Annotated in this window: 21 protein-coding genes and 1 tRNA gene; 15 read left to right on the top strand and 7 right to left on the bottom strand. The window is 71.3% G+C overall.

Annotated features, from left to right (window positions below; genetic code table 11):
* Positions 1–82 precede the first annotated feature (82 nt).
* From AB5J56_RS26590 to AB5J56_RS26580, 3 genes are all read left to right on the top strand, one after another.
* Entirely contained in the window at positions 83–1585 is a 1503-nt protein-coding gene (locus AB5J56_RS26590; RefSeq protein WP_369242799.1) for an MFS transporter, read from the top strand.
* A 283-nt stretch (positions 1586–1868) separates the two neighbouring features.
* Positions 1869–2303 carry a DUF485 domain-containing protein gene (locus AB5J56_RS26585; RefSeq protein WP_369235706.1) on the top strand — a complete coding sequence of 145 codons (435 nt, stop codon included), beginning with the start codon at positions 1869–1871 and terminating at the stop codon, positions 2301–2303.
* Positions 2304–2425: 122 nt separating this feature from the next.
* Positions 2426–4036 carry a cation acetate symporter gene (locus tag AB5J56_RS26580; RefSeq protein WP_369242797.1) on the top strand — a complete coding sequence of 537 codons (1611 nt, stop codon included), beginning with the start codon at positions 2426–2428 and terminating at the stop codon, positions 4034–4036.
* 180 nt (positions 4037–4216) lie between these two features.
* On the opposite strand, the gene AB5J56_RS26575 is transcribed toward AB5J56_RS26580, so the two are convergent.
* From AB5J56_RS26575 to AB5J56_RS26565, 3 genes are all read right to left on the bottom strand, one after another.
* Positions 4217–5110: a cellulose-binding protein gene (locus tag AB5J56_RS26575; RefSeq protein WP_369235704.1), complete on the bottom strand. Its 894-nt coding sequence runs from the start codon at positions 5108–5110 to the stop codon at positions 4217–4219.
* 211 nt (positions 5111–5321) lie between these two features.
* Positions 5322–8132: an SUKH-4 family immunity protein gene (locus tag AB5J56_RS26570; RefSeq protein WP_369242795.1), complete on the bottom strand. Its 2811-nt coding sequence runs from the start codon at positions 8130–8132 to the stop codon at positions 5322–5324.
* 8 nt (positions 8133–8140) lie between these two features.
* Positions 8141–9154, bottom strand: a complete 1014-nt coding sequence (locus tag AB5J56_RS26565; protein ID WP_369235702.1) for an SMI1/KNR4 family protein — start codon at positions 9152–9154, stop codon at positions 8141–8143.
* Positions 9155–9392: 238 nt separating this feature from the next.
* Here AB5J56_RS26565 and AB5J56_RS26560 point away from each other — a divergent pair, with 238 nt between their 5' ends.
* Together AB5J56_RS26560 and AB5J56_RS26555 are read left to right on the top strand one after the other, a co-directional pair.
* Entirely contained in the window at positions 9393–9896 is a 504-nt protein-coding gene (locus AB5J56_RS26560) for a YwqJ-related putative deaminase (protein WP_369235700.1), read from the top strand.
* A gap of 96 nt (positions 9897–9992) precedes the next feature.
* The gene (locus tag AB5J56_RS26555; RefSeq protein WP_369235698.1) at positions 9993–10487 is read left to right on the top strand and encodes an SUKH-3 domain-containing protein; all 495 of its coding nucleotides are present in this window, start codon (positions 9993–9995) and stop codon (positions 10485–10487) included.
* A 362-nt stretch (positions 10488–10849) separates the two neighbouring features.
* On the opposite strand, the gene AB5J56_RS26550 is transcribed toward AB5J56_RS26555, so the two are convergent.
* Positions 10850–12160, bottom strand: a complete 1311-nt coding sequence (locus AB5J56_RS26550) for a sensor histidine kinase (protein WP_369235696.1) — start codon at positions 12158–12160, stop codon at positions 10850–10852.
* Positions 12161–12327: 167 nt separating this feature from the next.
* Here AB5J56_RS26550 and AB5J56_RS26545 point away from each other — a divergent pair, with 167 nt between their 5' ends.
* From AB5J56_RS26545 to AB5J56_RS26510, 8 genes are all read left to right on the top strand, one after another.
* Positions 12328–13188, top strand: coding sequence for a hypothetical protein (locus tag AB5J56_RS26545; RefSeq protein ID WP_369235694.1), 861 nt, complete (start codon positions 12328–12330; stop codon positions 13186–13188).
* A 15-nt stretch (positions 13189–13203) separates the two neighbouring features.
* Positions 13204–13276 (top strand) — tRNA-Gln (locus AB5J56_RS26540).
* Positions 13277–13403: 127 nt separating this feature from the next.
* Complete coding sequence (glmU, locus tag AB5J56_RS26535) at positions 13404–14852, top strand: bifunctional UDP-N-acetylglucosamine diphosphorylase/glucosamine-1-phosphate N-acetyltransferase GlmU (protein ID WP_369235692.1); 1449 nt, start codon at positions 13404–13406, stop codon at positions 14850–14852.
* Positions 14853–14973: 121 nt separating this feature from the next.
* A complete protein-coding gene (locus tag AB5J56_RS26530) occupies positions 14974–15948 on the top strand; it encodes a ribose-phosphate diphosphokinase (RefSeq protein ID WP_369235690.1) in 975 nt (324 codons plus the stop codon).
* 199 nt (positions 15949–16147) lie between these two features.
* On the top strand, positions 16148–16732 hold the full coding sequence (locus AB5J56_RS26525; protein WP_369235688.1) for a 50S ribosomal protein L25/general stress protein Ctc: 585 nt from the start codon (positions 16148–16150) through the stop codon (positions 16730–16732).
* A 76-nt stretch (positions 16733–16808) separates the two neighbouring features.
* Complete coding sequence (gene pth, locus AB5J56_RS26520; protein WP_369235686.1) at positions 16809–17420, top strand: aminoacyl-tRNA hydrolase; 612 nt, start codon at positions 16809–16811, stop codon at positions 17418–17420.
* A gap of 42 nt (positions 17421–17462) precedes the next feature.
* Positions 17463–17972 (top strand): hypothetical protein, encoded by a 510-nt coding sequence (locus AB5J56_RS26515; RefSeq protein WP_369235684.1) that lies wholly within the window; start codon positions 17463–17465, stop codon positions 17970–17972.
* A gap of 189 nt (positions 17973–18161) precedes the next feature.
* Positions 18162–18548 (top strand): LPXTG cell wall anchor domain-containing protein, encoded by a 387-nt coding sequence (locus AB5J56_RS26510; protein WP_369235682.1) that lies wholly within the window; start codon positions 18162–18164, stop codon positions 18546–18548.
* 72 nt (positions 18549–18620) lie between these two features.
* On the opposite strand, the gene ppc is transcribed toward AB5J56_RS26510, so the two are convergent.
* Entirely contained in the window at positions 18621–21353 is a 2733-nt protein-coding gene (gene ppc / locus AB5J56_RS26505; RefSeq protein WP_369235680.1) for a phosphoenolpyruvate carboxylase, read from the bottom strand.
* A gap of 284 nt (positions 21354–21637) precedes the next feature.
* On the opposite strand from ppc, the gene AB5J56_RS26500 reads away from it, so the two are divergent.
* Together AB5J56_RS26500 and AB5J56_RS26495 are read left to right on the top strand one after the other, a co-directional pair.
* Entirely contained in the window at positions 21638–22648 is a 1011-nt protein-coding gene (locus tag AB5J56_RS26500; protein WP_369235678.1) for an acyl-CoA desaturase, read from the top strand.
* On the top strand, positions 22645–23322 hold the full coding sequence (locus tag AB5J56_RS26495) for a TetR family transcriptional regulator (protein WP_369235676.1): 678 nt from the start codon (positions 22645–22647) through the stop codon (positions 23320–23322). The genes AB5J56_RS26500 and AB5J56_RS26495 overlap by 4 nt, the downstream gene beginning before the upstream one ends.
* On the opposite strand, the gene AB5J56_RS26490 is transcribed toward AB5J56_RS26495, so the two are convergent.
* Both AB5J56_RS26490 and AB5J56_RS26485 read right to left on the bottom strand, forming a co-directional pair.
* A complete protein-coding gene (locus AB5J56_RS26490; protein ID WP_369235674.1) occupies positions 23319–23690 on the bottom strand; it encodes a VOC family protein in 372 nt (123 codons plus the stop codon). The genes AB5J56_RS26495 and AB5J56_RS26490 overlap by 4 nt on opposite strands.
* Entirely contained in the window at positions 23690–24508 is an 819-nt protein-coding gene (locus tag AB5J56_RS26485) for a trans-aconitate 2-methyltransferase (protein ID WP_369235672.1), read from the bottom strand. Before AB5J56_RS26485 ends, AB5J56_RS26490 begins: the two co-directional genes overlap by 1 nt.
* Positions 24509–24624 lie beyond the last annotated feature (116 nt).

Below are 24624 nucleotides of genomic sequence, written 5' to 3'. Positions count from 1 at the left end.
CAAGTGAGAAGGTGGTCCGCGGAGATGGATGCAGGGGGAAAGTAACGGCGAGAGGAATCCGGTGACTCAGGGGGACACGGACATACCGGCCGCGCAGGCCGGCGCGGCGGCGGAGGACCGGGCCACGGCCCGGCGCCGTCGCGCGGTCGTCGCCGCGCTCATGCTCGCGATGGGGCTGGCCGCGCTGGACGCCACCATCGTGTCGACCGCCGTACCGCAGATCGTCGGTGACCTCGGCGGCTTCTCCGTCTTCTCCTGGCTGTTCTCCGGCTATCTGCTCGCCGTGACCGTCACGCTGCCGGTGTACGGCAAGCTCTCCGACACCTTCGGCCGCAAGCCGGTGCTGGTGGTGGGCGCGGCCCTCTTCCTGATCGGCTCGCTGCTGTGCGCGACCGCCTGGAACATGGCCGCGCTCATCGCCTTCCGCGTCGTCCAGGGCCTGGGCGGCGGCGCCCTGCAGGGCACGGTGCAGACGCTGGCCGCCGATCTCTACCCACTGAAGGAGCGCCCGAAGATCCAGGCGAAGCTGTCCACCGTGTGGGCGACGTCGGCGGTCGCGGGTCCCGCGCTGGGCGGAGTCCTCGTGAGGTACGCCGACTGGCGCTGGATCTTCCTCGTCAACCTGCCCATCGGCGCGCTCGCCCTGTGGCTGATCGTCCGCCATCTGCACGAGCCGCGGCGCTCGGTCGAGCGCCGGCCGCGCATCGACTGGGCGGGCGCGCTCGCCGTGTTCGCCTGCGGTGGCGTGCTGCTGACCGCGCTGGTGCAGGGCGGGGTGGCGTGGCCCTGGCTGTCCGCCCCCTCGATCGCCCTGTTCGGTACGGGACTTGCGCTGGTCGGGGTGGTCGTCGCCGTCGAGCGGCGGGCCGCGGAGCCGATCATCCCGGGCTGGGTGTGGCGGCGGCGCACGATCGCCGCGGTCAATCTCGCCCTGGGCGCGCTGGGGTTGCTGATGGTCGCGCCGACGGCCTTCCTGCCGACGTACGCGCAGGCGGTGCTCGGGCTCGCGCCGATCGCCGCCGGATTCGTGCTCTCCGTATGGACGTTGAGCTGGCCGGTGGCCGCCGCGCTCAGCCAGCACGTGTACCGGCGGATCGGCTTCCGCAACACCGCGATGCTCGGCATCGGCACGGCCGCGCTGCTCCTGCTCGCCTTCCCGTTCCTGCCCTACCCGGGCGAGCCGTGGCAGCCCGCCCTGCTGATGCTGCTGCTCGGCGGCGCCCTCGGCCTCTTCCAGCTCCCGCTGATCATCGGCGTCCAGTCGACCGTCGGCTGGGAGGAACGCGGCACGGCCACCGCGTCCGTCCTCTTCTGCCGCCAGACCGGGCAGACGATGGGCGCGGCCCTCTTCGGCGGCGTCGCCAACGGTGTCCTCGCGGCACGGCTCGGCGGCGCGGGCGACCTCGACTCGGTCACCCGCGCCCTGGACGAGCCGGGCGGCGCCACCGACGCGCTGGGCCACGCGGTCGCCGACGCCGTCCACACCGTCTACCTCGGCGCCGCCTGCGCGGCCGCCCTCGCCTTCCTCGTCCTGCTGCTGGTGGCCCCGCGCCGCTTTCCGGTGCTGACGAACCCCGAGGACTGAGAGCCCGGCCTCACGACCGGTCCTGTTCGAGTCCCACAACTGCTGTACAGACAACGCCCGTTCGTCGCTCACGTTTTCATCACGGATCGCCGCCGGACCTGGCCGTAAACGCGGGTAACACCGCAGGTCAGCGCAGTAAGCGCATACCGACCGCTCAGTTTGGAGAAAACCGCACATCCCCCGCTACCTGCGAGTAGCGTGCGTCGCTCACCCCCCAAGCGGCTCCGGTCGCTTAGCTCCCTGCGGTCCGCACCGGACCCGAGCCCACGCAAGGAGAAACGGGATGGCAGACGCGTTCTCGTCCCCCGAGCACCAACGCCCCTACAACTCCTCCCCCTCGTACAGCACCTATCCCTGGCAGCCGCCACCACCGCCGGAGCCGACAAGACACCGGCACCCGCGCCGCCCGGCCCTCGGCCGGCACAGCGACCTGCGGGTGCTGCGCACCGCCTACCGCTGGCAGCGCCGTGTCGCCACGCTCACCGCGCTCGGCTACTTCACGCTCTTCCTGCTCCTGTCCGCGTTCGCACCGTCCTTCATGACGGGCACCGTCTCCGGCGGGCTGTCCGTGGGGCTGCTGCTCGGACTGATCCAGGTCCCGGTCACCTGCCTGGCGGTCGGGCTGTACGAGTACACGGCGCGGCACGGCCTCGACCCGATCGCCGACCGCATCCGCAAGCAGGCCGAGCTGGACGCCAAGCGGGAGGCCGCACGATGAACCACCTTGCCGCCGCCACGGCAGTCACCACCCCCACCGGGCATCCGGTGCTCTCCACCCCCACCGGGCATCCGGTGCTCTCCACCTCCACCGGGCATCCGGTGCTCGCCGCTCCCGGCGGGCTGACCGGATTCAGCAGCTCGGGCCAGGCGATGTCACTGGTCGCCTTCACCACGGTCGCCACCATCACGCTGCTGCTGTGCGTGATGACGGGGCCCGACCGCGACGACCTCGACGAGTTCTACACGGGCTACGGCTCGCTCTCGCCCCTGCGCAACGGGCTTGCCATCGCCGGGGACTACATCTCCGCGGCGACGGTGCTCGGCACGGGCGGGGTCATCGCGCTCGCCGGATACGACGGTGTCGTCCTCGCCCTGAGCACGGCGCTGTCCCTGATGCTGCTGATGTTCCTGCTGGCCGAACCCCTGCGCAACGCGGGCCGGTTCACCATGGGCGACGCGCTGGCCCGCCGGATGCCGGGCCGCGCGGTCCGCATCACGGCGTGCGCCACCACCATCGCCGCGCTGCTGCCGCTCATGCTCGTCCAACTCGCCGGAACGGGCGACCTGCTGGCCTTCATCCTCGGCTTCTCCAGCGACGCACTGAAGACGGGCTGCATCATCGGGCTCGGCGCGCTGATGATCAGTTACGCGGCGATCGGCGGAATGAAGGGCACCGCCCTCATCCAGATCATGAAGATCGTGATGCTGCTCGGTTCCGGCGCACTCGTGGCGGCGCTGATCCTCAGCCGCTTCGACTGGGACCCGGGCGCGCTGTTCGCGGCGGCCTCGAAGAACAGCGGAGTGGGTCCGGCATTCCTGCGCTCGGGCCTGGAGTTCTCCGGCAGCCCCAACCCCCGCCTGGACATGATCAGTTCGGAACTGACAGTGGTGATCGGCGGCGCCTGTCTGCCGCACATCACCATGCGCATGTACACCGCGGGAAGCGCCCGCCAGGTACGCCGTTCGCTGTCCTGGGCCGTGCCCTGCGTGGCCCTGTTCGTGCTGGTCATCACGGTCATCGGCTTCGGCGCGACGGCACTGATCGGCCGTACGGCGATCGCGGGCGCCGACCCGCAGGGCAACACGGCGTATCTGCTGGGCTCACGGGCCGCGTTCGGGCCCGACGTGTCGACGGGCGAGACGTTCCTCTTCACCACCGTCACCGCGGCGATCTTCCTCACGCTGCTCGCCTCGGTCGCCGGAATGATCCTCGCCTGCGCCAACTCCCTGGCCCACGACGTGTTCGCGAGCGGCGCGCGGCCGACCTCACCGCGCCGCGAGATGGCCCTCGCCCGGCTGTCGGCCCTCGCGGTCGGCATCCCCGCGATCCTGCTCGCCACCCTCGTCCAGCACACCAACCTTCAGGCGCTGGTCACGCTCTCGTTCTGCCTGGGCGCGTCCGCCATAGCGCCGGCGCTGGTCTACGGCCTCTTCTGGCGCCGCTACACCCGAACGGGCCTGCTGGCCACCCTCATCGGCGGCACGCTCGGCGTCCTCGTCCTGATGAGCGGCACCAACCTGGTCTCCGGCTCCCCGTTCTCCGCGTTCCCCCACGCCGACTTCAACTGGTACCCGTTCACCACCACCGGCCTCGTCTCCATCCCGCTCGGCTTCGCGTTCGGCTGGCTGGGCACGATCGCCTCGGGGCGCCGCAAGGCGGAGGAGCAGCGCCACCAGTACGAGGCGGTGGAGGGCTGGATCCTGGCGGGAGCCGTCCGAAGGGGCGACTGAGAGCCTGTGTCACATCCCCGGTCGGATCAGCGCACGTCGTCTGGTGCGTGCGATCGCAAGGCGCCGGAGCGTCCTCGTAGCGGAGCTACTAGGACGTTTCGGCAACGCGGCGAGCGTGCGTGCCAGGCGGCGGGCGCCCGGCCGGGGATGTGACACAGGCTCTACCGCCCGCGGGGCGGGCTACTCGGCCGGAGCCCGCCCGGTCAGGGTCGTGAGACTGGTCTGGACGTGGTCCATGTGGGCGCGTACGTCGTCCCACGCCTCGCCGTGCTCGCGCAGCACCCGCTCGGTCTCGCGGTGGATCCGCTCCTCGCACACCCGAGCCTCGGCCAGCAGCTCGGCGGCGCGCGCCTCGGCGTCCTCCTGCCGGTGCCGGGCCGACTCCTCGGCCTCGGCGAGGGCGCGCCGGGCCTCGTCCAGGCCGGCCTCGGCGCGCGCCACCAGCTCCACCTGGCGCGCGTCGAGCCCGGCCTCCCGCTCGGCCGCGGCGCGCTCCGCCTCCTCCCAGCGCTCGGTGTGCTCCTTCTCCTGGTCGACGAGGAGGCCCTCCGTGCGGCGGCGCACCTCGCGCAGCGCGGCCAGCGCCTCGCCGCGGCTCTCCTTCACCACTCGACGAGCCGAGATCCGCATCTCGTCGGCCTCGGCACGGGCGGTGAGCAGCCGCTGCCGGGCCCGCTCCTCGGCGTCGGCGCGCACCGCGTCGGCCTCCTCCCGCGCGCCCTCGCGCACCCGGCGGGCCGCCTCCTCGGCCTCCGCGACGACCAGCGAAGCCGCGCGACGCGCCACGTCCAGCACGGCCGCGGCCTCCTCCTCGCCCAGCTCGAAGATCCGGCGGGCCCGCTCCCCCAGTTCGTCGTACGTCTGCGGCCCGAGCCCGACCACGACCTCGCGCAGCCGCCCCGCCTCCGCGTCCATCTCCTTGGCCAGCACGGTCAGCCGGGCAGCCCGCTCCCAGGCGGCGTCCCGCTGCCGCGAGACCCCCGCGGCATACGCCTCCACCTGCTCGGGCCGGTAACCACGCCCCCGCACGACCACAAAGCCGTGCGGCGACACCGATGCACCTGCACCGCTCATCGAGGGACCCCTCTCCGCCGTACCGGAATTCCGCGGTACCCGAAAAATCCGCTGTACCCGAAATGAGTATTTCGCGCACATCTTGATGGATCACGCGGAAGTGTTCATAACGCGACACTCCGCCCATCAGTCACGGTCAGGATGCGGACACAAAAGGGCGGGGCCCGGTCATCCGACCGGGCCCCGCCCTGTGGAGGCAGTCACCTCCGGGTCACAGCAGTCCGTCCCACATCTGCTCCAGCAGCACCGACCACCAGGACTCCGGGGAGCCCAGGGCCGCCGGGTCGAGGGAGGCCAGCTGGGCCTGGAAGTCGACGGTCCAGCGGCCCGCCTGCTCCTGGTTGAGGCCGAAGCGCAGCCGCCACATACGGCCGAGCAGGGCGAGGCAGCGGGCGAACTCGGGCAGGCCCGAGTTCACGAACTGCGGCGGCACCGGGGCTCCGCCCGGACCCGCCTCCACCGGTACGGCCACGATGTTCGCCGTGCCGTACTGGACGCAGATCGCCTTGCCGAAGTCGCTGCCCATGACGAGGTACGAGCCCGCGTCCGCGGCGGGCTGCACCCCGCGCTCCTGCGCCAGCTCGGCCAGCGTCGGCACCGGGCGCCCCGGCTGGGCCTGGGCCCAGAAGAACGGGCCCATGTCGACCGGGAGTCCGGCCACCACCAGCGTGTGCGCCACGATGTTGGGCACGCCCTGGCGGGAGACGGCGGCCTGGTCGAACCGGAAGACCCCCGGCCCGAACGCCGCCGCCAGCTCCTGGCCGATCGCCTCCGGCGGAATCGGCGGCGACGGCTGCACCGGCGGAATCGGCGCACGCACCGGCGCCGGGCGCGCCAGCCCGTCCGCGACCTGGTGCAACTCGCCCTGGTGCGCGATCAGTTGGTGCATGCCCTGCTGACGGCTCGCGTGATCGGTGCCGTACGGGGCGATGCTGGTGATCCGCGCCTGCGGCCAGCTCTCCCGGATCATCCGCGCGCAGTACGCGCCCGGCAGCTCGCACGACTCCAACTCCGTGTGCAGTTCGAGCACTTGCTGCGGCGGCACGTTCATCGCGCGCAGCTCGTGCAGGATCTGCCACTCCGGGTGCGGGGTGCCCGGCGCGGAGCGGCGGATGAGCTGCTGCTCGGAGCCGTCCTGCGCGCGGTAGCGCAGCACGGCCTGGTAGCCGGGGCCCACGGTCGGCTGCCCGGCGGGCGGCTGCGGATAGCCGTACGCCGGCGGCTGCTGACCGGGCATGGGCTGACCCGGCATCGGCTGGGGAGCGCTCGGCGGCGGAGGCATGCCGGGGCCGCCGGCGGGCGGGCCGACCTGCGGACCGGCGAGCATCGTCGCCGCGTGGTGGACGCCGCCGGGGGGCGGGTTGCCCGGAGCACCGGGAGCGCCAGGGGCACCGGGGGCACCCGGAGGCTGCGGCGCACCCGGACCACCTACAGCCGGACCAGCCAACATCGTCGCCGCATGGTGAACACCACCCGCAGGCGTACCACCCAGAGGCTGCGGAGCGGCGGGCTGACCGGGAGCACCGGGGACGCCGGGCGCACCGGGAGCACCAGGGGCCCCCGGAGGCTGCGGCGCACCCGGACCACCCACAGCCGGACCCGCCAACATCGTCGCCGCATGGTGAACACCACCCGCAGGCGTACCGCCCGCAGGCTGCGGAGCGGCGGGCTGACCCGGAACCTCGGGCCCGTCCGGGCCGAGCTGCGAGACGAGTTGCGTCGGTACGTACCCGCCCGCCGGGGTGCCCGGAGCACCGGGCCCGGACGGCGGAGGCGTACTGCCGGGCCGTACGCCCGGCGTTCCCGGGGCGCTCGGCGGAGGCGGCGCACCCGCACCGGCGCTCCGCGCACCCCGCGGCGGCGCCTGTGCCTTGCTGGTCGCGGCGTCGGCGATATCACCGGCGTGCGGCGGCAGCGGCCGACCATGCGCGGCCGGGGCGGCCGGACCCGCGGGCTGCTGCGGCGGCGGTGTGCCGTGCGGACCACCGGGAACCGGCGCGCCCGGAGGCGGAGTCGGCGCCCCGCCCGGACCCTGCGGATAGCCGTACGAAGCCGGAGCGGGCGGCGGCGTGCCACCCGGAACCGGCGGCGCGACCGGCGCACCCGGCCCCTGCGGGAAGCCGGAGGACTGCGCCGCGTTCGAGTCCGTGATCGCGGGGGCCATGGCGGTGGGCGGAAGCTGGCTGCCGCCGGACATCAGAGCGGTCTTGGCGTCCGGCGTCACACCGGGCGGCGGGGTGCCGCCCTCGTCGAGACCGGAGATCGGCGGCGCGAACACGGTCGCGGGCAGCGGTACGGAACGGTCGTCGCCCGCGTCCCCGTTGGTGTCGGTCCCCGCCCAGGGGGTCGCCGAGGCGGGCACGCCCGCGGCATCCTGCGGCCCCTGCCCGGCGGCGGGCCATGCCGGAGCTCCACCGGGAGCACCCGGCACCGGAACGGCATCGGAAGGAGAGGGAGAAGCCGGGGGAACCGGCGTGGCAGCGGCGGCCGCAGGGGCAGCCGCCCGGGAACCCGCCCCGTCCGAAGCCCCGTTGGACACCCCACCGGAGACCGGACCAGGCAGCGTGCCGGGCACGGCATCCGACGGCGAGTCGGCCGGACCGCCGGCCGCACGCCCACCCGCGCCCGCGCCTGCCCGCTGATCCGGAATCCCCATCCGGTCCGCGGCCTCCTGCAGCCACTCCGGAGGAGTCAGCAGGAAGGACGTCTGGTTCAGATCGACCCGGGCCGGAGGCGCCGGCGCCGGATCCGGTGCCGCGTCCGGCACTCCGTACTGCTCCTCGTACCGGCGGATCACCTCGCCGACCGGCAGATTGGGCCACAGAGTCGCCTCACCGCTGTCGCGGGCGAGGACGAGCCGCTGAGCGCCACCGTCCGAACGCGGGCCGTCGGCGCGGTCCTCGGCCCACACCACGAAGCCGAGCTCGAACTCGCGCACCCGCACCTCGCGGTGCTGGTAGCCGGGCACATCGCCGTTGATCCACTCTTCCGCGCGCTCCTGCGCCTGCGCGAAGGTCACCATCGGAAAGCTCACTCCCCCATCGAAGACGCCGAGGAGGCCGAAGACGCCGCGCCGACGGCCACGGCGCGCGCGAAGCCGCCGTCCACCATCAGGTTCGCCACGGTCTCCAGCTCCGGCGGATTGCCTGCCAGCCGGGACAGGAAGCGGTCGAAGTCGTCGCCGCAGGGCAGCAGCAGCCGCTGCACCCGCTCGGGCGGCGGCCAGGCGTCCTGGTCGCGGGCGTCGTCGTACGCGCAGAACCAGACCGACCCGGTCCCCTCGCCCTTCACCTTCACGGCCAGCAGCCCGCCCTGCACGAACCCGACACCCAGGTAGTCCTTGGTCAAGTGGTCGCGCAGGCACTTGTTGACGTAGACGAGGTCGTTGACGGCGGCCTCGTCGCGCACGGTGAAGAACGGCTGGTCGACCAGCAGCCCCAGCTCGGCGTCGAGCGCGGCGCCGACGGGCGCGCAGCCCCCGGCCGCCTTCAGGAAGGACCGGTACGCACCGGGCAGCCGGTATCCCAGCTCCTCCTCGACCGCGAGCACCTGCTGCTCCGTCACCGCGACCGCCGACTTCGGCAGCCCGAAGTGCGCGGGCCGCGTCTCCTGCAACGGGCGGGTGCCGCGCTTGTTCTGGTCCACCGCCGCTGTCGCGAGCCCGCCGTGGTGGCGCAGCAGCGCCTTCACCTCGACCGGCACGAGCTCCAGCCGCCGGCCGCCCGGCACGTGATGCCAGGTCCAGCCGTGCGGAGTGGCCACCGGCGGGATGGTGTCCCACAGGTCGTGGCCGGAGGCGGCGAGCGCCGCGTTCGCGGACACGTAGTCCGTCAGCCGGAGCTCGTCGACGCCGAAGCCCTCCGGGGGCTCGGCGATCTCCGCGGCGGCACGCGCGTACGCCGAGAAGTCGGGGTAGCCGTGCTCGTCCACCCGTACACCTCTGGGGTGACGGGCCGCCCGGACCGGGTCCGGGAAGTGCACGACCTGCCCGGCGTAGGCCGCGTTCGGCGGCGCGGCTTGCTGCCCGAGCCGACCTGTCGTCATGGCGGTTGCCCCCTGCGGCTTCATCTGTGGCCTGTATGGCTGTACGGATCGCGGATGTCGACAGCCTATGCGGTTGAACGACACCGGTCACCGGGCCTCCGGTTCCGTGACCTGCCGTCACCCCGCCGTGACGGTGCGGCGAAGACCGGGCGTGTCGCACCGCCCCAGCTTCCGCACCAGCCACGCCATTTGACAGTCTGTCTCCGCACCGGGGGATGCATGGGAGGGAAAAACGATCATGAACGCGACGCATACGGGGACGTCCGGGGACCCTCGGGTCGGCTGGAGCAGCGCCGAGGCGCCCCATGCGCCGGCCCTCCTGCACCGCCGTGACGGCATACTGCCGACGGTCGCAGCCGCCCTTTCCGTACGCGGCGCGACACTCACCGGCACCGCGGGCCGCGCCGACCAGCCACCCGCTCTCCACCCGCTGGTACAGGACTTCCTCGACACCCTCACCAGCGCACAGCGCGACCGCTTCACCGGCCGCTGCGCCGAGGCGATCCTCATATCCCGGCACATCTCCGCCGCCGACGCGGCCCGCAGCAAGCGGTCCGCGCGCAAGCCCATGACGAACGGCGAGGCCCGCAAGGTCCTCAAGCAGGCCAAGCTCACCGCCCGGCGCATCCGTGAGGACGGCGACCCGCTGCACGGCAGCTTCGCCGCGCCGTGCCGCGCCTGCACGGCGCTCAGCGACCACTTCGGCGTGCGCATCGTCGACCCGACGGCACCGGACGACTGACGGGGCCCACGGGCTCTGCAGTACGGCAGAGAAGCCGGTCCATGACACCCGCCGACTCTTGACGAACCCCGCCGACTCTTGACGAACGAAGGGCAGATGCACCCCGACCGCTCCTCAACCACCCGCTTCTCCGTCATCGTGGACGCCGCTCTGCGCGCCGCCGGATGGCAGCCCGGACGCTGGGACATAAAGCAGGCCGAGGTCTGGGCCGACGCGCTGCGGGGCCACGCGTCGCCTGCCGGCCATCGGCATACGGTGTTTCCCGCGGCGGTGGAGGCATGGGCGGAGTTCGGTGGTCTACGGCTCGCCGCGCAGGCTCCCGGCCGGCAGATCGCGCCCGCCACGCTCCATCTCGACCCGTTGCACGGGCTGCACATGGCCCGCACCCTCGGGGACCTCGGGCGCGCGCTCGGCACGGAGGTGTGCCCCCTCGGAGAGGAGTCCGACAGCCGGGCCCTCCTCGCCATCGACGCCGAGGGCCGCGTCTACACCCTCGACCACACCGGCGACTGGTACCTCGGCCCCACCCTCGACCAGGCCCTCACCACCCTCTTGTCCGGCATAGACCCCGTCCGCCTGACCGCAGGCTGATCCCCCTCCGGGGGTGGGTGGGCAAACCCCGGTCACCCTCTTCTTCCTTCGCACCCGGGGTTGGTGCTGGGCGGGGGTGGGTCGCGCAACTCGGCGCTTACGGGGCGCCGCCTGCGCCCACCCGTGCCGCCCCAGCGGCACGATTGCCCGCAGGGAGGACGGACCACGCACCCGCAGTCGCGTACGCACGCAAGGGGCCGTGCCGGTACGTCTCTGCCCGTCGCGTAGCAGACCGCCCGCCAAGTCCCGCCGAATGCAACCCCCGGGCAGTACGCCCACGCGGCGACGGGCAAGACGTACCGGCACGGCCCCGACCCACCCACCGGCGTCAGGCGCCCCCGTGAAAGGCGCCCCCGCCAGAACTACGTTGGGATCACAGCCGAAACCCGAAACCCCCCCGCCTCCGTAGCCCCCGAAACAAACACCCCACCCAGCGCGGCCACCCGCTCCTTCATCCCGAGCAACCCGTTCCCCCCACTGGGCAGCCCCACGAAAGACACCGCCTCCGGCTCCGGCGGGCACTCGTTCTCGACCTGCATGGCGATCTCGGAGACACGGTGAGCCAGCCGGACATGCGTCTTCGCACCGGCCGCGTGCTTGTGGACGTTGGTCAGCGCCTCCTGCACGACCCGGTACGCGGTCTGCTCCACCTCGGGCGCGTACGCGCGCGCGTCACCCTCCACCGACAGGTCGACCACCATCCCCGCGGCCGCCGACTGCCCGACCAACTCCTCCAGCTCGGCAAGACAGGGCCCGTCCACGAAGTCGTCCGCGTCCCGCGACGCCGCGGCAGCGGCGGCCGCGGCCACACCGACGGCGGCCAACGGCACGGGGTGGACCCGTACGTCCAGCCCCTCCCCCGTACGCAGCACCCCGAGCATCTCCCGCAGCTCGGTCAGCGCCTGCCGCCCCATGTCCCCGACCAGCGCCGCGTTCTTCACGGCCTTCTCGGGATCCTTGCGCGCCACCGCCTGGAGGGCGGCCGCGTGCACCACCATCAGGCTCACCCGGTGCGCGACCACGTCATGCATCTCGCGCGCGATCCGCGTCCGCTCCTCGTTGCGCGCCCACTCGGCCCGCTCCTCGGCCCGCTCGGCCAGCAGCTGCAACTCCCGCTCCAGAGAGTCCGCCCGCTCGCGCAGGCTCTCCATCAGCCGCCGCCGCGCCCCCACGTAGAGACCGAGCAGCACCGGAGGTGCCGTCATCCCGAGCGCGGTGGTGATGGAGACGAAGGGGACGAACCACTCTCCGAGGGCCGCGTCGCCGCGCACCACGCCCTGTTGTGCCTTCACGAACGTCACGATCAGCATCCCGGCGAAGGACATGCCCGCGAGCGCCCCGATGATCCGGCGCGGCAGCTCGGACGCGGCGAGCGTGTACAGCCCGACGAGGCCCATCAGAAAGCCCATCTGGGCAGGCGTGATGGCGATGGACACGAGCACGACGGCGATCGGCCACTTCCGCCGCAACAGCAGCGTGGACCCGGCGAGGAGCCCGAACACCATGCCCACCGGAACCGGCAGCCCCGCGTCCCGCGCGAACGGCCACCCCTCCACCGCGCACTCCACCGCGGACACCGCGGCGAGCCCCACATCCAGCACGGCACTACGCCACCGCACCCACCACCATGGACCGCCCCCGGCCCCGGTGTGCTCTTCCCCCGTCGTGGTCATACCTCCACCCTACGGGCGGCGGCCATCCCTTTTCCGGCGAGTTTCGGCTACTGGCCTACACCACACCTGGCCATCGAACAGAAGCGAAACCACCCGATATCGCTCGAACTGCTGAATCGCTCACCGTTCGACCCCGGAAGCGATGATTCCGCCTGGACGGTATGCCCATGGCACACGCACATGACAAATACGCCGACTTCGAGGGGCTACGAGAACAGGCGGTCACCCTGCGCCGGGCAGGTCTCAGCCGCCGCCAGATCCGCGACCGGCTCCACGTCCACAACAACGACATCCTCAACCGCCTCCTGGAGGGCGAGCCGCCGCCGGAGTGGACGAAGCGCCCGAACGCGAAGGACGACGTACGAGGGAGGGCGCGGGAGTTGCGACTCCAGGGCTGGACGTACGACCAGATCCAGGTCGAGCTGGGCTGCTCGAAGAGCTCGATCTCGTTGTGGGTACGGGATCTGCCGAAGCCGGAGCCGCGCTACACACCGGAGGAACAACAGGCGCTCATGCAGGACGGCCTCAGGAAACTCCGCGACGCACAGGACGAAGAGCGCAGGAGGACCAAGTTCGCGGCGCACAAGGAGATCGGCGAACTGACCGACCGGGAGCTCTTCATCATGGGGGTCGGGCTCTACTGGGCCGAGGGCCAGAAGAGCAAGCCGTACGCTCGCCGGGAATCCGTCCTCTTCGTCAACAGCGACCCCAGCATGATCCAGGTGTACCTCGCCTGGCTCGACCTGCTCGGAATCGCGCCCGAACGCCTTCAGTACCGTGTCATGATCCATGAGTCGGCCGACGTTGCTGCCGCGGAGCAGTACTGGGCCGACCAGGTACGCGTCGACGTCGCCCTCTTCCAGCGGACGACGCTGAAGAAGCACAACCCGAAAACCGTCAGGAAGAACGCCGGGGACGACTACCGCGGCTGCCTCGTCATCCGGGTCCGGCAGGGTGCCGATCTGTACTGCCGGATCGAGGGGTGGTGGAAGGGCATTGCCGCCGACGCAGAAGCCCGGCTCGGGTAAGGTCTGACGCAGCGATCCGCCGTAGTGTAATTGGCAGCACGGCACCCTTTGGAGGTGTTCGGTCTAGGTTCGAGTCCTAGCGGCGGAGCTGCGCAGCTCGGGCCCTGACAGCACTGTCAGGGCCCGCTCTCATGTCCCCCCTGAAACGCCCCGGTATCCTGCGGATGTCCACACCCCGAAGGCACCCCAGCCATCCGAAGCCGAAGGGCACGCCCGTGAGCGCCAATCGCCCCGCCGCCGTCGTCGTACTCGCAGCGGGTGAGGGCACCCGTATGAAGTCGGCCACACCCAAGGTCCTGCACGAACTGTGCGGGCGTTCCCTGGTGGGCCATGTACTCGCAGCCGCGCGCGAGTTGGAGCCGGAGAACCTGGTCGTCGTCGTGGGGCACGCGCGCGAGAAGGTCACCGCGCACCTCACCGAGCTCGACCCGGCCGTACGGACGGCCGTACAGGCCGAGCAGAACGGCACGGGGCACGCCGTGCGGATGGGCCTGGAGGAGCTCGGCGGTGTCGTCGACGGCACCGTGGTCGTCGTCTGCGGCGACACCCCGCTGCTGAGCGGGCAGACGCTGCGCGACCTCGCCGCGACCCACTCCGCCGACGGCAACGCCGTGACCGTGCTGACCGCCGAGGTCCCGGACGCGACCGGTTACGGCCGGATCGTGCGGGACGGGGCCTCCGGAGCCGTGACCGCGATCGTCGAGCACAAGGACGCCACCGAGTCGCAGCGCGCGATCCGCGAGATCAACTCGGGCGTCTTCGCCTTCGACGGACAGCTCCTCGCGGACGCGCTGGGCAAGGTCCGCACGGACAACAGCCAGGGCGAGGAGTACCTCACGGACGTCCTCGGCATCCTGCGCGAGGCCGGGCACCGCGTCGGCGCGTCCGTCGCCGGTGACCACCGCGAGATCGCCGGCATCAACAACCGCGTGCAGCTGGCGGAGGCCCGCCGCATCCTCAACGACCGGCTGCTGGAGCGGGCCATGCTCGCCGGGGTGTCGGTCATCGACCCGGCGACCACCTGGCTCGACGTCACCGTCACCTACGAGCAGGACGCGATCGTGCACCCCGGCACCCAGCTCCAGGGCGCCACGCACCTGGCGGAGGGCGCCGAGGTCGGCCCCAACTCCCGCCTGAAGGACACCAGGGTCGGATCCGGCGCCCGGGTCGACAACACGGTCGCCGACGGCGCCGAGGTCGGCCCGCAGGCCACCGTCGGCCCGTTCGCGTATCTGCGGCCCGGCACCCGCCTCGGACTCAAGTCCAAGGTGGGTACGTATGTGGAGACGAAGAACGCGACGATCGGCGAGGGCACGAAGGTGCCGCACCTGTCGTACGTCGGGGACGCGACGATCGGCGACTACTCGAACATCGGCGCCGCGAGCGTGTTCGTGAACTACGACGGACAGGACAAGCACCACACCACGGTGGGTTCCCACTGCCGTACCGGATCGGACAACATGTTTGTGGCGCCTGTCACGGTCGGGGACGGCGCGTACACCGCGGCGGGCTCGGTCATCACCAAGGACGTGCCGCCCGGCTCGCTGGCCGTCGCCCGCGGCCAGCAGCGGAATATCGAGGGCTGGGTGGCCCGGAAGCGTCCGGGGAGCGCGGCGGCGAAGGCGGCCGAGGCGGCTTCCCGGGAGACGGATGGCGAAGGCTGACCGGAAACAGGCACGTCCGACACGACGTACCGTGATAAGTGCACACCCGCACCGTGCACCCACACCCCAGCTGAAATCACCTCTCAACACCCAGCTGAGACACCTCTGAGGAGACTGTGCTGTGACCGGGATCAAGACGACCGGCGAGAAGAAGATGATGTTCTTCTCCGGCCGCGCCCACCCCGAGCTTGCCGAGGAGGTCGCCCACAAGCTGGGTGTCGGGGTCGTCCCGACGAAGGCCTTCGACTTCGCCAACGGCGAGATCTACATCCGCTACCAGGAGTCCGCCCGCGGCGCCGACTGCTTCCTGATGCAGAGCCACACGGCTCCCATCAACAAGTGGATCATGGAGCAGCTGATCATGATCGACGCTCTGAAGCGGGCCTCCGCGCGGAGCATCACGGTCATCGTGCCGTTCTACGGTTACGCCCGTCAGGACAAGAAGCACCGTGGACGTGAACCGATCTCGGCGCGTCTGATCGCGGACCTGATGAAGACGGCGGGTGCGGACCGCATCCTCACCGTCGACCTGCACACCGACCAGATCCAGGGCTTCTTCGACGGCCCGGTGGACCATCTGTTCGCGCTGCCGATCCTCGCGGACTACGTGGGTGCGAAGGTCGACAAGGCGAAGCTCACCGTCGTCTCCCCGGACGCCGGCCGCGTGCGTGTCGCCGACCGCTGGTGCGACCGTCTGGACGCCCCGCTCGCGATCGTGCACAAGCGCCGCGACAAGGACGTCGCCAACCAGGTCACCGTGCACGAGGTCGTCGGTGACGTGAAGGGCCGCGTCTGTGTCCTCGTCGACGACATGATCGACACCGGTGGCACGATCTGCGCCGCCGCGGACGCCCTGTTCGCGCACGGTGCCGAGGACGTCATCGTGACGGCCACGCACGGTGTGCTCTCCGGCCCCGCGGCCGACCGTCTGAAGAACTCCAAGGTCAGCGAGTTCATCTTCACGGACACCCTGCCCACCCCGGGCGAGCTGGAGCTCGACAAGATCACGGTCCTGTCGATCGCGCCGACCATCGCCAACGCGGTGCGCGAGGTCTTCGAGGACGGCTCGGTGACGAGCCTGTTCGAGGAGCAGTAGAGATCCTCGCGTAGATCGATTTCTGGTACGGCCTCCCCGCCGAGTAGACTCCCCGAGTTGCTCGGCGAGGGAGGCCGTACCGCTTTCACAGGCGGGTACGGCGGTCCGTTATCGACGCGCTCTTCGTAGCAGGCCGATTGTTTTGGCCGGGTGACCACCTTCCCCGGCCTTCATTGGCCCCTTAGCACGAGGAGTGAACATGTCGGAGATCAAGCTCGCCGCCGAGGTCCGCAACACGTTCGGCAAGGGCGCTGCGCGCACCATTCGCCGTGAGAACAAGGTTCCCGCGGTCGTCTACGGCCACGGTGCCGAGCCCGTCCACCTGACGCTGCCGGGTCACGAGCTCCAGCTCGCCCTGCGCACCGCGAACGTCCTGCTCGCCCTGGACATCGACGGCAAGACCGAGCTCGTGATCCCGAAGGCCGTCCAGCGTGACGCCCTCAAGGGTCACCTCGTGCACGTCGACCTGCTCACCGTGAAGCGCGGCGAGAAGGTCAACGTCGAGGTCTTCGTGCAGACCGAGGGCGAGCTGGCCCCGGGCGCCTTCCTCCTCGAGCACGTGCTGAACACGCTGACCGTCGAGGCCGAGGCCACGCACATCCCGGAGTCGGTCACCGTCTCCATCGAGGGCCTGGAGGCCGGTGCCTCCATCCACGCCAAGGACATCACGCTGCCCGAGGGCACCGTCCTGGCGATCGACGAGGACGCGGTCGTCCTCCAGGTGCTGGCCGCCCAGGCGGAGGAGGCCCCCGCGGAGGCCGAGTCCGAGGGTGCCGAGGCCTGATCCTGATTCCCTCCGGAATCTCTTCCGCCGGCCGCCGCTCCCGCACGGAGCGGCGGCCGGCGCGTATCAAGGACACATGGGAGACACGGACGTGACGACGGATGCAGCCGCGCCCTGGCTGATCGTGGGACTGGGCAACCCGGGACCCGAGTACGCGATGAACCGGCACAACGTGGGGTTCATGGTGGCCGACCTCCTCGCCGAGCGGATCGGCGGGAAGTTCAAGCGGGCCGGCAAGGCGCAGGCGCAGGTGATCGAGGGCCGGATCGGTCCGCCGGGTCCGGCGAACCGCCGCGTCATCCTCGCGAAGCCGATGTCGTTCATGAACCTGTCCGGCGGCCCGGTGAACGCGCTGCGGGAGTTCTACAAGGTGCCTCTCGCGCATGTCGTCGCCGTCCACGACGAACTGGACATCGACTACGGCGTGCTGCGGCTGAAGCTGGGCGGCGGGGACAACGGCCACAACGGGCTGAAGTCGATGACCAAGGCGATGGGCGCGGACTACCACCGGGTGCGGTTCGGCATCGGCCGGCCGCCGGGGCGTATGCAGGTCGCCGACTTCGTGCTGAAGGACTTCGCGTCGGCGGAGCGCAAGGAGCTCGACTACTTCGTGGACCGGGCGACGGACGCGGTCCAGGCCTTGGTGATCGAGGGCCTGGAGCGGGCGCAAAGCACGTACAACTCCTGACTTGTCCCCCGGCGAAGTTGACTGGCCGTCCAGGCATGGCCAATGATCCCGGCCATGCCTGCCACCGCCGCCCTTCGCCGGAGCCGTAACAGCGCGTCGACCGCGCTGCGGTTCGGGCGGCTCGCGGCCATGGGCGCGGTCGCGGTGCTGATCCTGATCGCGGGTGTCTGGGGTTCCTGGGGTACGGCGCAGCACGTGATGCTGTCCAAGGGCCGGGAGCAGGGCACGATGACCGTGACGTCATGCTCGGACGAGCGCTGCTCGGGGCCCTACACGCCGACGTCGGGGGGCTCGAAGGCGCGGGCCAGGGTGGTCATCGAGCAGTCGGTCGCGGTGAAGAAGGGCCGGACGTACACGGTCGCGGTGAAGCCGGGCAGCGACGACGTGGTGCGGACCGGGCCCGCGGGTCTGCTCTACGCCTGGGTGCCGCTCGGCGGTGCGCTGCTGCTGGCGTCCGTGGTGGTCGCCGGAGGGCTGCGGCTGACGCGGGCGGCGTGGGTGCTGGGCGGCGCGGGGATCGCTCTGCTGACGGTGACGTTCCTGGCGCTGTGACCGGGGACCGGCTCTGCGAGCCGGCCTGGCAGTGTGACCTGAGTCCGGCCCGGCGACCTGCGGATCTTGGTCCGGCTGCCCAAACGCCGGTCGTCCCGCCGTCCGCATAGCTTGACCCGTCCCTGCTGGAACCGGAAGCTGAGCCGCCCCTCCACATCTTCCGTTTCTCCTCCCGAAGATGGACTGCCCATGCGTACCCTCACTCGCGCCGGCGCCCTTGTCGCCGGTGTCTCCGCAGCACTCCTGATGGCCCCCGCCGCCGCCCACGCCACCGCTCCCGGCGGCGACAACGGCACGGTCAAGATCCACGACGCCAAGACGGGTGCCGAGCTCCGCGAGAAGGGTGCCGCGAAGCACAAGGTGTTCTGGACGGACTGCGAGGACTCGCAGGGCGGTGGCGGCAGCACCCCGTCCGCCTCGGCCTCCGTCTCCTCGTCCCCGTCCGCGCAGGGCGGCGGCGACCTCGCCGAGACAGGCAGCAGCGCCCCGGTCGGCGCGCTCTCGGCGGCCGCGGCCGCGCTGGTCGCCGCCGGCGGCTACCTGGTGTTCCGCCGCCGCAAGGCCAGCCAAGGCTGACGGCTGACGTGGATACGGCGGTGCCCCCGTGCTCGTACGAAGCACGGGGGCACCGCCGTATCCAGAAGGTGATCAGCCGGTGTTGCGCAGGCCCGCCGCGACACCGTTGACCGTCAGGAGCAGGGCCCGCGAGAGCAGCGGGTCGGGCTCGGCGCCGGCGGCGGCCTCGTCGCGCTGGCGCTTGAGGAGCGTGACCTGGAGGTAGGAGATCGGGTCCAGGTAGGCGTCGCGAATGGTGAAGGTCTGCTTCAACACCGGGGTGGCGTCGAGGAGTTCGGCCTCGCCGGTGACGCGGAGCACCTCGGCGACGGTCAGCTCGTGCTCGGCCCTGATCGTGTCGAAGACGTGCTTCAACTCGTCCGGGACGAGGGTGTCGACGTAGTGCTGGGCGATCCGCAGGTCCGTCTTGGCCAGCGTCATCTCGACGTTGGAGATGAAGTTGCGGAAGAAGTGCCACTGCTCGTGCATCTCGTCGAGGACGGTGTCGAGGCCGGCCTCGCGCAGTGCCTTCAGACCGGAGCCGACGCCGTACCAGCCGGGCACGATCTGCCGGGACTGGGTCCAGCCGAACACCCACGGGATGGCGCGCAGTCCGTCGAGCGAGACGCCCGAGCCGGGGCGGCGGGAGGGCCGCGAGCCCAGGTGCAGATCGGCGAGCTGGTCCACCGGCGTGGAGGCGAGGAAGTACGTCGGAAGGTCCGGGTCCTCGACCAGTCTGCGGTAGGCCGCGTGGGCGGCGTCGCTCACCACGTCCATGGCCGCGTCCCAGCGGGCCAGCGCCTCGTCGGACTGGCGGGGGGAGGTGTGCAGCGCGGACGCCTGGAGGGTGGCCGCGACGGTCAGCTCCAGGTTCTCCCGGGCGAGCGAGGGCACCAGGTACTTGTCGGAGATGACCTCGCCCTGCTCGGTCACCTTGATCTCGCCCTCCAGCGTGCCCCACGGCTGCGCGAGGATCGCGTCGTGCGAGGGGCCGCCACCGCGGCCGACGGTGCCGCCGCGGCCGTGGAAGAGCCGCAGCCGTACGCCGTAGCGGTGCGCGACGTCGCGCAGCCGGCGCTGGGCGCGGTGGATCTCCCACTGCGAGGTGGTGATGCCGCCGAACTTGGAGGAGTCGGAGTAGCCGAGCATGACCTCCTGCACGTCGCCCCGCAGGGCCACGAGCCTGCGGTACGACGGGTCGGAGAGCATGTCCTCCAGGATCGTGTCGGCGGCCTTCAGCTCGTCCGTGGTCTCCAGGAGCGGCACGATGCCGATCTTCGCCCAGCCCGCGTGCAGGTCGAGCAGGCCCGCCTCGCGGGCGAGGACGGCGGCGGCGAACACGTCGTCGGCGCCCTGGCACATCGAGATGATGTACGACTCGATGACCTCGGGTCCGAAGACCGCGAGCGCCCGCTTGACCGTCTCGAAGACACCGAGGGTCTTCTCACCGGCCGCGTCCAGCGGCGCCGGGGTCGGGGCGAGCGGCCGGCGCGAGCGCAGCTCCTTGGCGAGCAGCTTGCCGCGGTAGTCGCGGGGCATGTCCGCGTAGCGCCAGGACTCCTCGCCGAGCCGGTCGAAGAGCTGGCCGAGGGCGTGGTGGTGGGCGTCGGCGTGCTCGCGTACGTCCATGGTCGCGAGCTGGAGACCGAAGGCGGCCAGCGTGCGGATCGTGCGGTTCATCCGGCCGTCGGCGAAGAGCGCGCCGCGGTGTTCGCGCAGCGAGGTCTGGATGAGCGTGAGGTCGTCGATGAGCTCGCCGGTGCCGAGGTAGTCGCGGCCGTCCTCGTGCGGGATGCCCTTGGCCAGGCGGGTCTTGGTGTTCTCCAGCTTCTGCCGGATGCAGGTGGCCTTGAGCCGGTAGGGCTCCTCGGCGTTGAGGCGCTTGTAGCGGGGGCTGATCTCGGGCAGCCGCTCCAGGTCGCTCTGGAGGGAGGTGAGCAGTTCCTCGGTGGCTCCGGTGTAGCGGATGGAGTTGGAGAGGAAGCCGCGCAGCTCGTCGATCAGTTCGAGCGCGTCGTTGATGCCGTGCTCGTGCTGGAGGATCAGGACGTCCCAGGTGACGGCCGGGGTGACGTTCGGGTTGCCGTCGCGGTCGCCGCCGATCCAGGTGCCGAAGGTGAGCGGGCGGGTCTCGTCCGGGAGGGTGACGCCGACGCGCTCCAGCTCGGCGGTGAGGTCCTCCAGGACGTCGCCGACGGCGCCGGCGTGCAGCTCGTCGAGGTAGTAGATGGCGTTGCGGGCCTCGTCCGCGGGCTCCGGTCGGACCACCCGCAGCTCGTCGGTCTGCCACACCAGGTCGATGTTTTCGGCCAGACGGGTGTCGTAGCGCCGGCGGTCGGCCTCGATGACCGGGGTCTCCAGGAGGGCGGCGATCCTGCGCAACTTGTTGAGTACCGAGCGGCGGGCGGCCTCGGTCGGGTGTGCGGTGAAGACCGGGCGAACATTGAGGTTCCGTACGGTCTGGCGCAGGTGTTCGGGGTCGGCGTCCTTGAGGCGGTCCGCCGTACGGGCGAGGAGGCTGCCCTCGGCGGCGCGCTTGGCGCGCAGCTCGCGGCCACGGTGCACCTGCTCGGTGACGTTGGCCAGATGGAAGTACGTCGAGAAGGCGCGGACCAGCTTGGCGGCGGTCTCCAGTTCCGTCCCGCGCAGCAGCTCGGCGGCGGCTTCGCCGTCCTCGCGGGTCAGGCTGCGGACCTTCTCGACCAGCTCCAGCAGCTCGTGACCCTCCTGTCGGACGAGGGTCTCGCCGAGCAGATCGCCCAGGCGCCTGATGTCGGCGCGCAGCTCACTGCCGGTCGTGGTGGTCCGGTCGTCGGCACTGCTCACAGGTGCGGCTCCTTGCAGTGTTGAAGCTCGTCTGGGAGGGAACCCGGGTCGCGACCGCGCGGCGGGCGCCGCTTAGGGACGTGGCATCCGGGAAGAAAAGAGAGCGGACCGCGCTGTCCGAACGACTCCAGGATAGGTGTCCACACGGACGCGCAGGCTCAGGGGCTCTTGCCGCCGGGCCGAGCGCTGCCATACTTACGACGCCGTAGGTTACGGAACCGTAGGAACGGTATCCGGCCACCCTTCGGCCACCCTCAAAACCCTCGACCCCCCAGGGGACGCCCATGACCACGAGCTCCGATGTGATCGAAGACGCCCCGCAGGCGGACACCGACAGTACAGTTCCCTCCGCCACGCTGGGCGGTGAGCAGAAGCGTTCACTCGAACAGATCACGCTGCTGCTCTTCATCACCGTCCCGTTCCTCGCGCTTCTCGCGGCGGTGCCGCTGACCTGGGGCTGGGGTGTGAGCTGGCTGGACGTCGGCCTGCTGGTCTTCTTCTACTACCTGGGATGCCACGGCATCACGATCGGTTTCCACCGGTACTTCACGCACGGCTCCTTCAAGGCGAAGCGCCCGCTGCGGATCGCGCTGGCGATCGCGGGCTCGATGGCGGTCGAGGGGCCTCTGGTCCGCTGGGTCGCCGACCACCGCAAGCACCACAAGTTCTCCGACGCGGAGGGCGACCCGCACTCGCCGTGGCGTTTCGGCGAGACGGTTCCGGCCCTGATGAAGGGCCTGTGGTGGGCGCACATCGGCTGGATGTTCGACGAGGAGCAGACGTCGCAGGAGAAGTACGCGCCCGATCTGATCAAGGATCCGGCGATCCGTGCGATCTCCCGTCAGTTCATCTTCTGGACGATGCTCTCCCTCGCGCTGCCGCCGCTGATCGGCGGTCTGGCGACGATGTCCTGGTGGGGCGCCTTCACCGGCTTCTTCTGGGGCTCCCTTGTCCGGGTGGCGCTGCTGCACCACGTGACGTGGTCGATCAACTCGATCTGCCACGCGGTGGGCAAGCGCCCCTTCAAGTCGCGTGACCGCTCGGGCAACGTGTGGTGGCTGGCCGTGCTGTCGTGCGGCGAGTCCTGGCACAACCTGCACCACGCCGACCCGACGTCGGCGCGGCACGGTGTGGACCGCGGCCAGATCGACTCCTCGGCCCGGATCATCCGCTGGTGCGAGCAGCTCGGCTGGGCGTCGGACGTGCGCTGGCCGTCACGCTCGCGTATCGATTCACGCCGGAACACCGACGGGTCCGCCTCCCGCCGCCAGACGGACGCTGTTGACGCGGCATGATTGACGGCGTGGCGACCGACTCCAGCAGCACTCCGAGCAATGAGAAGCCGCGGCGTGCGCGCCGCACCCGCATGACCGGTGCCGAGCGCCGTCAGCAGTTGCTGGAGATCGGTCGCACGCTGTTCGCCGCGAAGGGCTTCGAGGGCACGTCGGTCGAGGAGATCGCGGCGAAGGCCGGCGTCTCCAAGCCCGTCGTGTACGAGCACTTCGGCGGCAAGGAGGGGCTGTACGCCGTGGTGGTGGACCGCGAGATGCGGCGTCTCCTCGACATGGTGACCAGTTCCCTGACCGCAGGACACCCCCGTGAGCTCTGCGAGCAGGCGGCCTTCGCCCTCCTCGACTACATCGAGGAGTACACGGACGGCTTCCGCATCCTCGTCCGCGACTCCCCCATCCCCCAGTCCACCGGCTCCTTCGCCTCGCTCATCTCGGACATCGCGACGCAGGTCGAGGACATCCTGGGCCGCGAGTTCAAGAGCCGCGGCTTCGACTCGAAGCTCGCGCCGCTGTACGCGCAGGCCCTGGTCGGCATGGTCGCCCTGACGGGCCAGTGGTGGCTGGACGTGCGCAAGCCCAAGAAGGCCGAGGTCGCCGCCCATCTGGTGAACCTGGCGTGGCACGGCCTGGACGGCCTGGAGGCGAAGCCGCACCTGATAGGGCGCCGCAAGGCCTAGTCCCGTCCCCGCAGGGGTTCCAGGAACTCCAGGCGGTTGCCCACCGGGTCCTCGGAGTAGAAGCGCCGGTGGCCGGGGAGGTTGTCGTCCCAGGTGACCTGGGCGCCGTGGGCCGCGAGCCGGTCGGCGTACGCCTCGATGTCCCTGACCCGCAGCCCGGGATGGGCCTTCTTCGCGGGCCGGAAGTCCTGTTCCGTCCCCAGATGCAGCTGAACCGCCCCCGCTGCGAACCAGCAGCCCCCGCGGGCGGCGAGGACGGGCGGCTTGGGGATCTCCGTCATGCCGAGCACGTCGACGTAGTACGCGCGCAGGGCGTCCTCCGTGCCGGGCGGGGCGGCGAGCTGGACGTGGTCGACGGCGGTGAGCATCACGCCTCCTTGCGGGCGACGGCGAACAGACGGCGGAACGGGAGCACCGTGCCGTACCCGGCGCTCGGGTAGGCCTCGCGCAGCAGGTCGCGGTATTCGGCGACGAAGGCGTCCCGGGCCTCCGGGTCGTCCGCGAGCACGGTGAGGACGGGGCGCAGTCCGGTCCCCTTCACCCAGTCGAGGACGGGGTCCTCGCCCTCCAGGACGTGCAGATACGTCGTCTCCCAGACGTCGGCCTCGCAGCCGAGCCGGGCGAGCCGGTCCAGGTAGACGCCGGGCGCGTGCACCGAGTCCGTGTGTCGCAGGACGTCGCCGAGCCGGTCCTTCCAGCGGGCGCTCGTACCGAGTTCGCGCATCAGGGCGTGCAGCGGCGCGTCGATGTTGTTCGGCACCTGGAAGGCGAAGGTGCCGCCCGGGGCGAGGGCGTCCAGCCAGCCGGAGAAGGCGTCGAGGTGTCCCTCGACCCACTGGAGCGCCGCGTTCGAGACGATCAGGTCGTACGTCTGGGTGGGCGCCCACGCCTCGGCGTCCGCGTGGGCGAAGTCGAGCCGCCCGCCGCCGGCCGTGGCCCCCGCGTATGCCTGCGCCCGCTCCAGCATCTGCGGGGAGTTGTCGTAGCCGGTGATGTGCGCGGTGGGCCAGCGCCGGACGAGGACGGCCGTGACGTTGCCGGGGCCGCAGCCGAGGTCGGCGATGCGGGCCGGGTCGCCGGGGAGGTCCGGGACGCGGGCCAGCAGGTCGGCGAAGGGGCGGGCGCGGTGGTCGGCGTGGCGCAGGTACTGGGCCGGGTCCCAGGTGGGAGTGGCGGCGGCAGTCATGGAGGGGCCTCCTCGGAAGTCACCGGAGACGTACCGGTGAAGTACCGGCGCGTCGTTGACCGTGCGGGTTCACCCTCACACCCAAAGTCTCTCGACGTCAAGAAGCTCCATATCAA

It is taken from the genome of Streptomyces sp. R21, from assembly GCF_041051975.1.
Classification (GTDB): domain Bacteria; phylum Actinomycetota; class Actinomycetes; order Streptomycetales; family Streptomycetaceae; genus Streptomyces.
Note: the sequence above shows the minus strand (reverse complement) of the source record. Positions and strands in the feature narration are given on the sequence as shown.

What these genes read in the sequence shown, in the direction of transcription:
- AB5J56_RS26570 (WP_369242795.1), bottom strand. Translation starts at nt 8,132, where the DNA reads ATGGTGACCTTCGCGCAGGCGCAGGAGCGCGCGGAAGAGTGGATCAAC.
- pth (WP_369235686.1), top strand. Translation starts at nt 16,809, where the DNA reads ATGGGAGACACGGACGTGACGACGGATGCAGCCGCGCCCTGGCTGATC.
- AB5J56_RS26550 (WP_369235696.1), bottom strand. Translation starts at nt 12,160, where the DNA reads ATGACCACGACGGGGGAAGAGCACACCGGGGCCGGGGGCGGTCCATGG.
- AB5J56_RS26560 (WP_369235700.1), top strand. Translation starts at nt 9,393, where the DNA reads ATGAACGCGACGCATACGGGGACGTCCGGGGACCCTCGGGTCGGCTGG.
- AB5J56_RS26575 (WP_369235704.1), bottom strand. Translation starts at nt 5,110, where the DNA reads ATGAGCGGTGCAGGTGCATCGGTGTCGCCGCACGGCTTTGTGGTCGTG.
- AB5J56_RS26485 (WP_369235672.1), bottom strand. Translation starts at nt 24,508, where the DNA reads ATGACTGCCGCCGCCACTCCCACCTGGGACCCGGCCCAGTACCTGCGC.
- AB5J56_RS26585 (WP_369235706.1), top strand. Translation starts at nt 1,869, where the DNA reads ATGGCAGACGCGTTCTCGTCCCCCGAGCACCAACGCCCCTACAACTCC.
- AB5J56_RS26515 (WP_369235684.1), top strand. Translation starts at nt 17,463, where the DNA reads ATGATCCCGGCCATGCCTGCCACCGCCGCCCTTCGCCGGAGCCGTAAC.
- AB5J56_RS26525 (WP_369235688.1), top strand. Translation starts at nt 16,148, where the DNA reads ATGTCGGAGATCAAGCTCGCCGCCGAGGTCCGCAACACGTTCGGCAAG.
- AB5J56_RS26495 (WP_369235676.1), top strand. Translation starts at nt 22,645, where the DNA reads ATGATTGACGGCGTGGCGACCGACTCCAGCAGCACTCCGAGCAATGAG.
- AB5J56_RS26490 (WP_369235674.1), bottom strand. Translation starts at nt 23,690, where the DNA reads ATGCTCACCGCCGTCGACCACGTCCAGCTCGCCGCCCCGCCCGGCACG.
- AB5J56_RS26555 (WP_369235698.1), top strand. Translation starts at nt 9,993, where the DNA reads ATGCACCCCGACCGCTCCTCAACCACCCGCTTCTCCGTCATCGTGGAC.
- AB5J56_RS26500 (WP_369235678.1), top strand. Translation starts at nt 21,638, where the DNA reads ATGACCACGAGCTCCGATGTGATCGAAGACGCCCCGCAGGCGGACACC.
- AB5J56_RS26565 (WP_369235702.1), bottom strand. Translation starts at nt 9,154, where the DNA reads ATGACGACAGGTCGGCTCGGGCAGCAAGCCGCGCCGCCGAACGCGGCC.
- AB5J56_RS26545 (WP_369235694.1), top strand. Translation starts at nt 12,328, where the DNA reads ATGGCACACGCACATGACAAATACGCCGACTTCGAGGGGCTACGAGAA.
- AB5J56_RS26510 (WP_369235682.1), top strand. Translation starts at nt 18,162, where the DNA reads ATGCGTACCCTCACTCGCGCCGGCGCCCTTGTCGCCGGTGTCTCCGCA.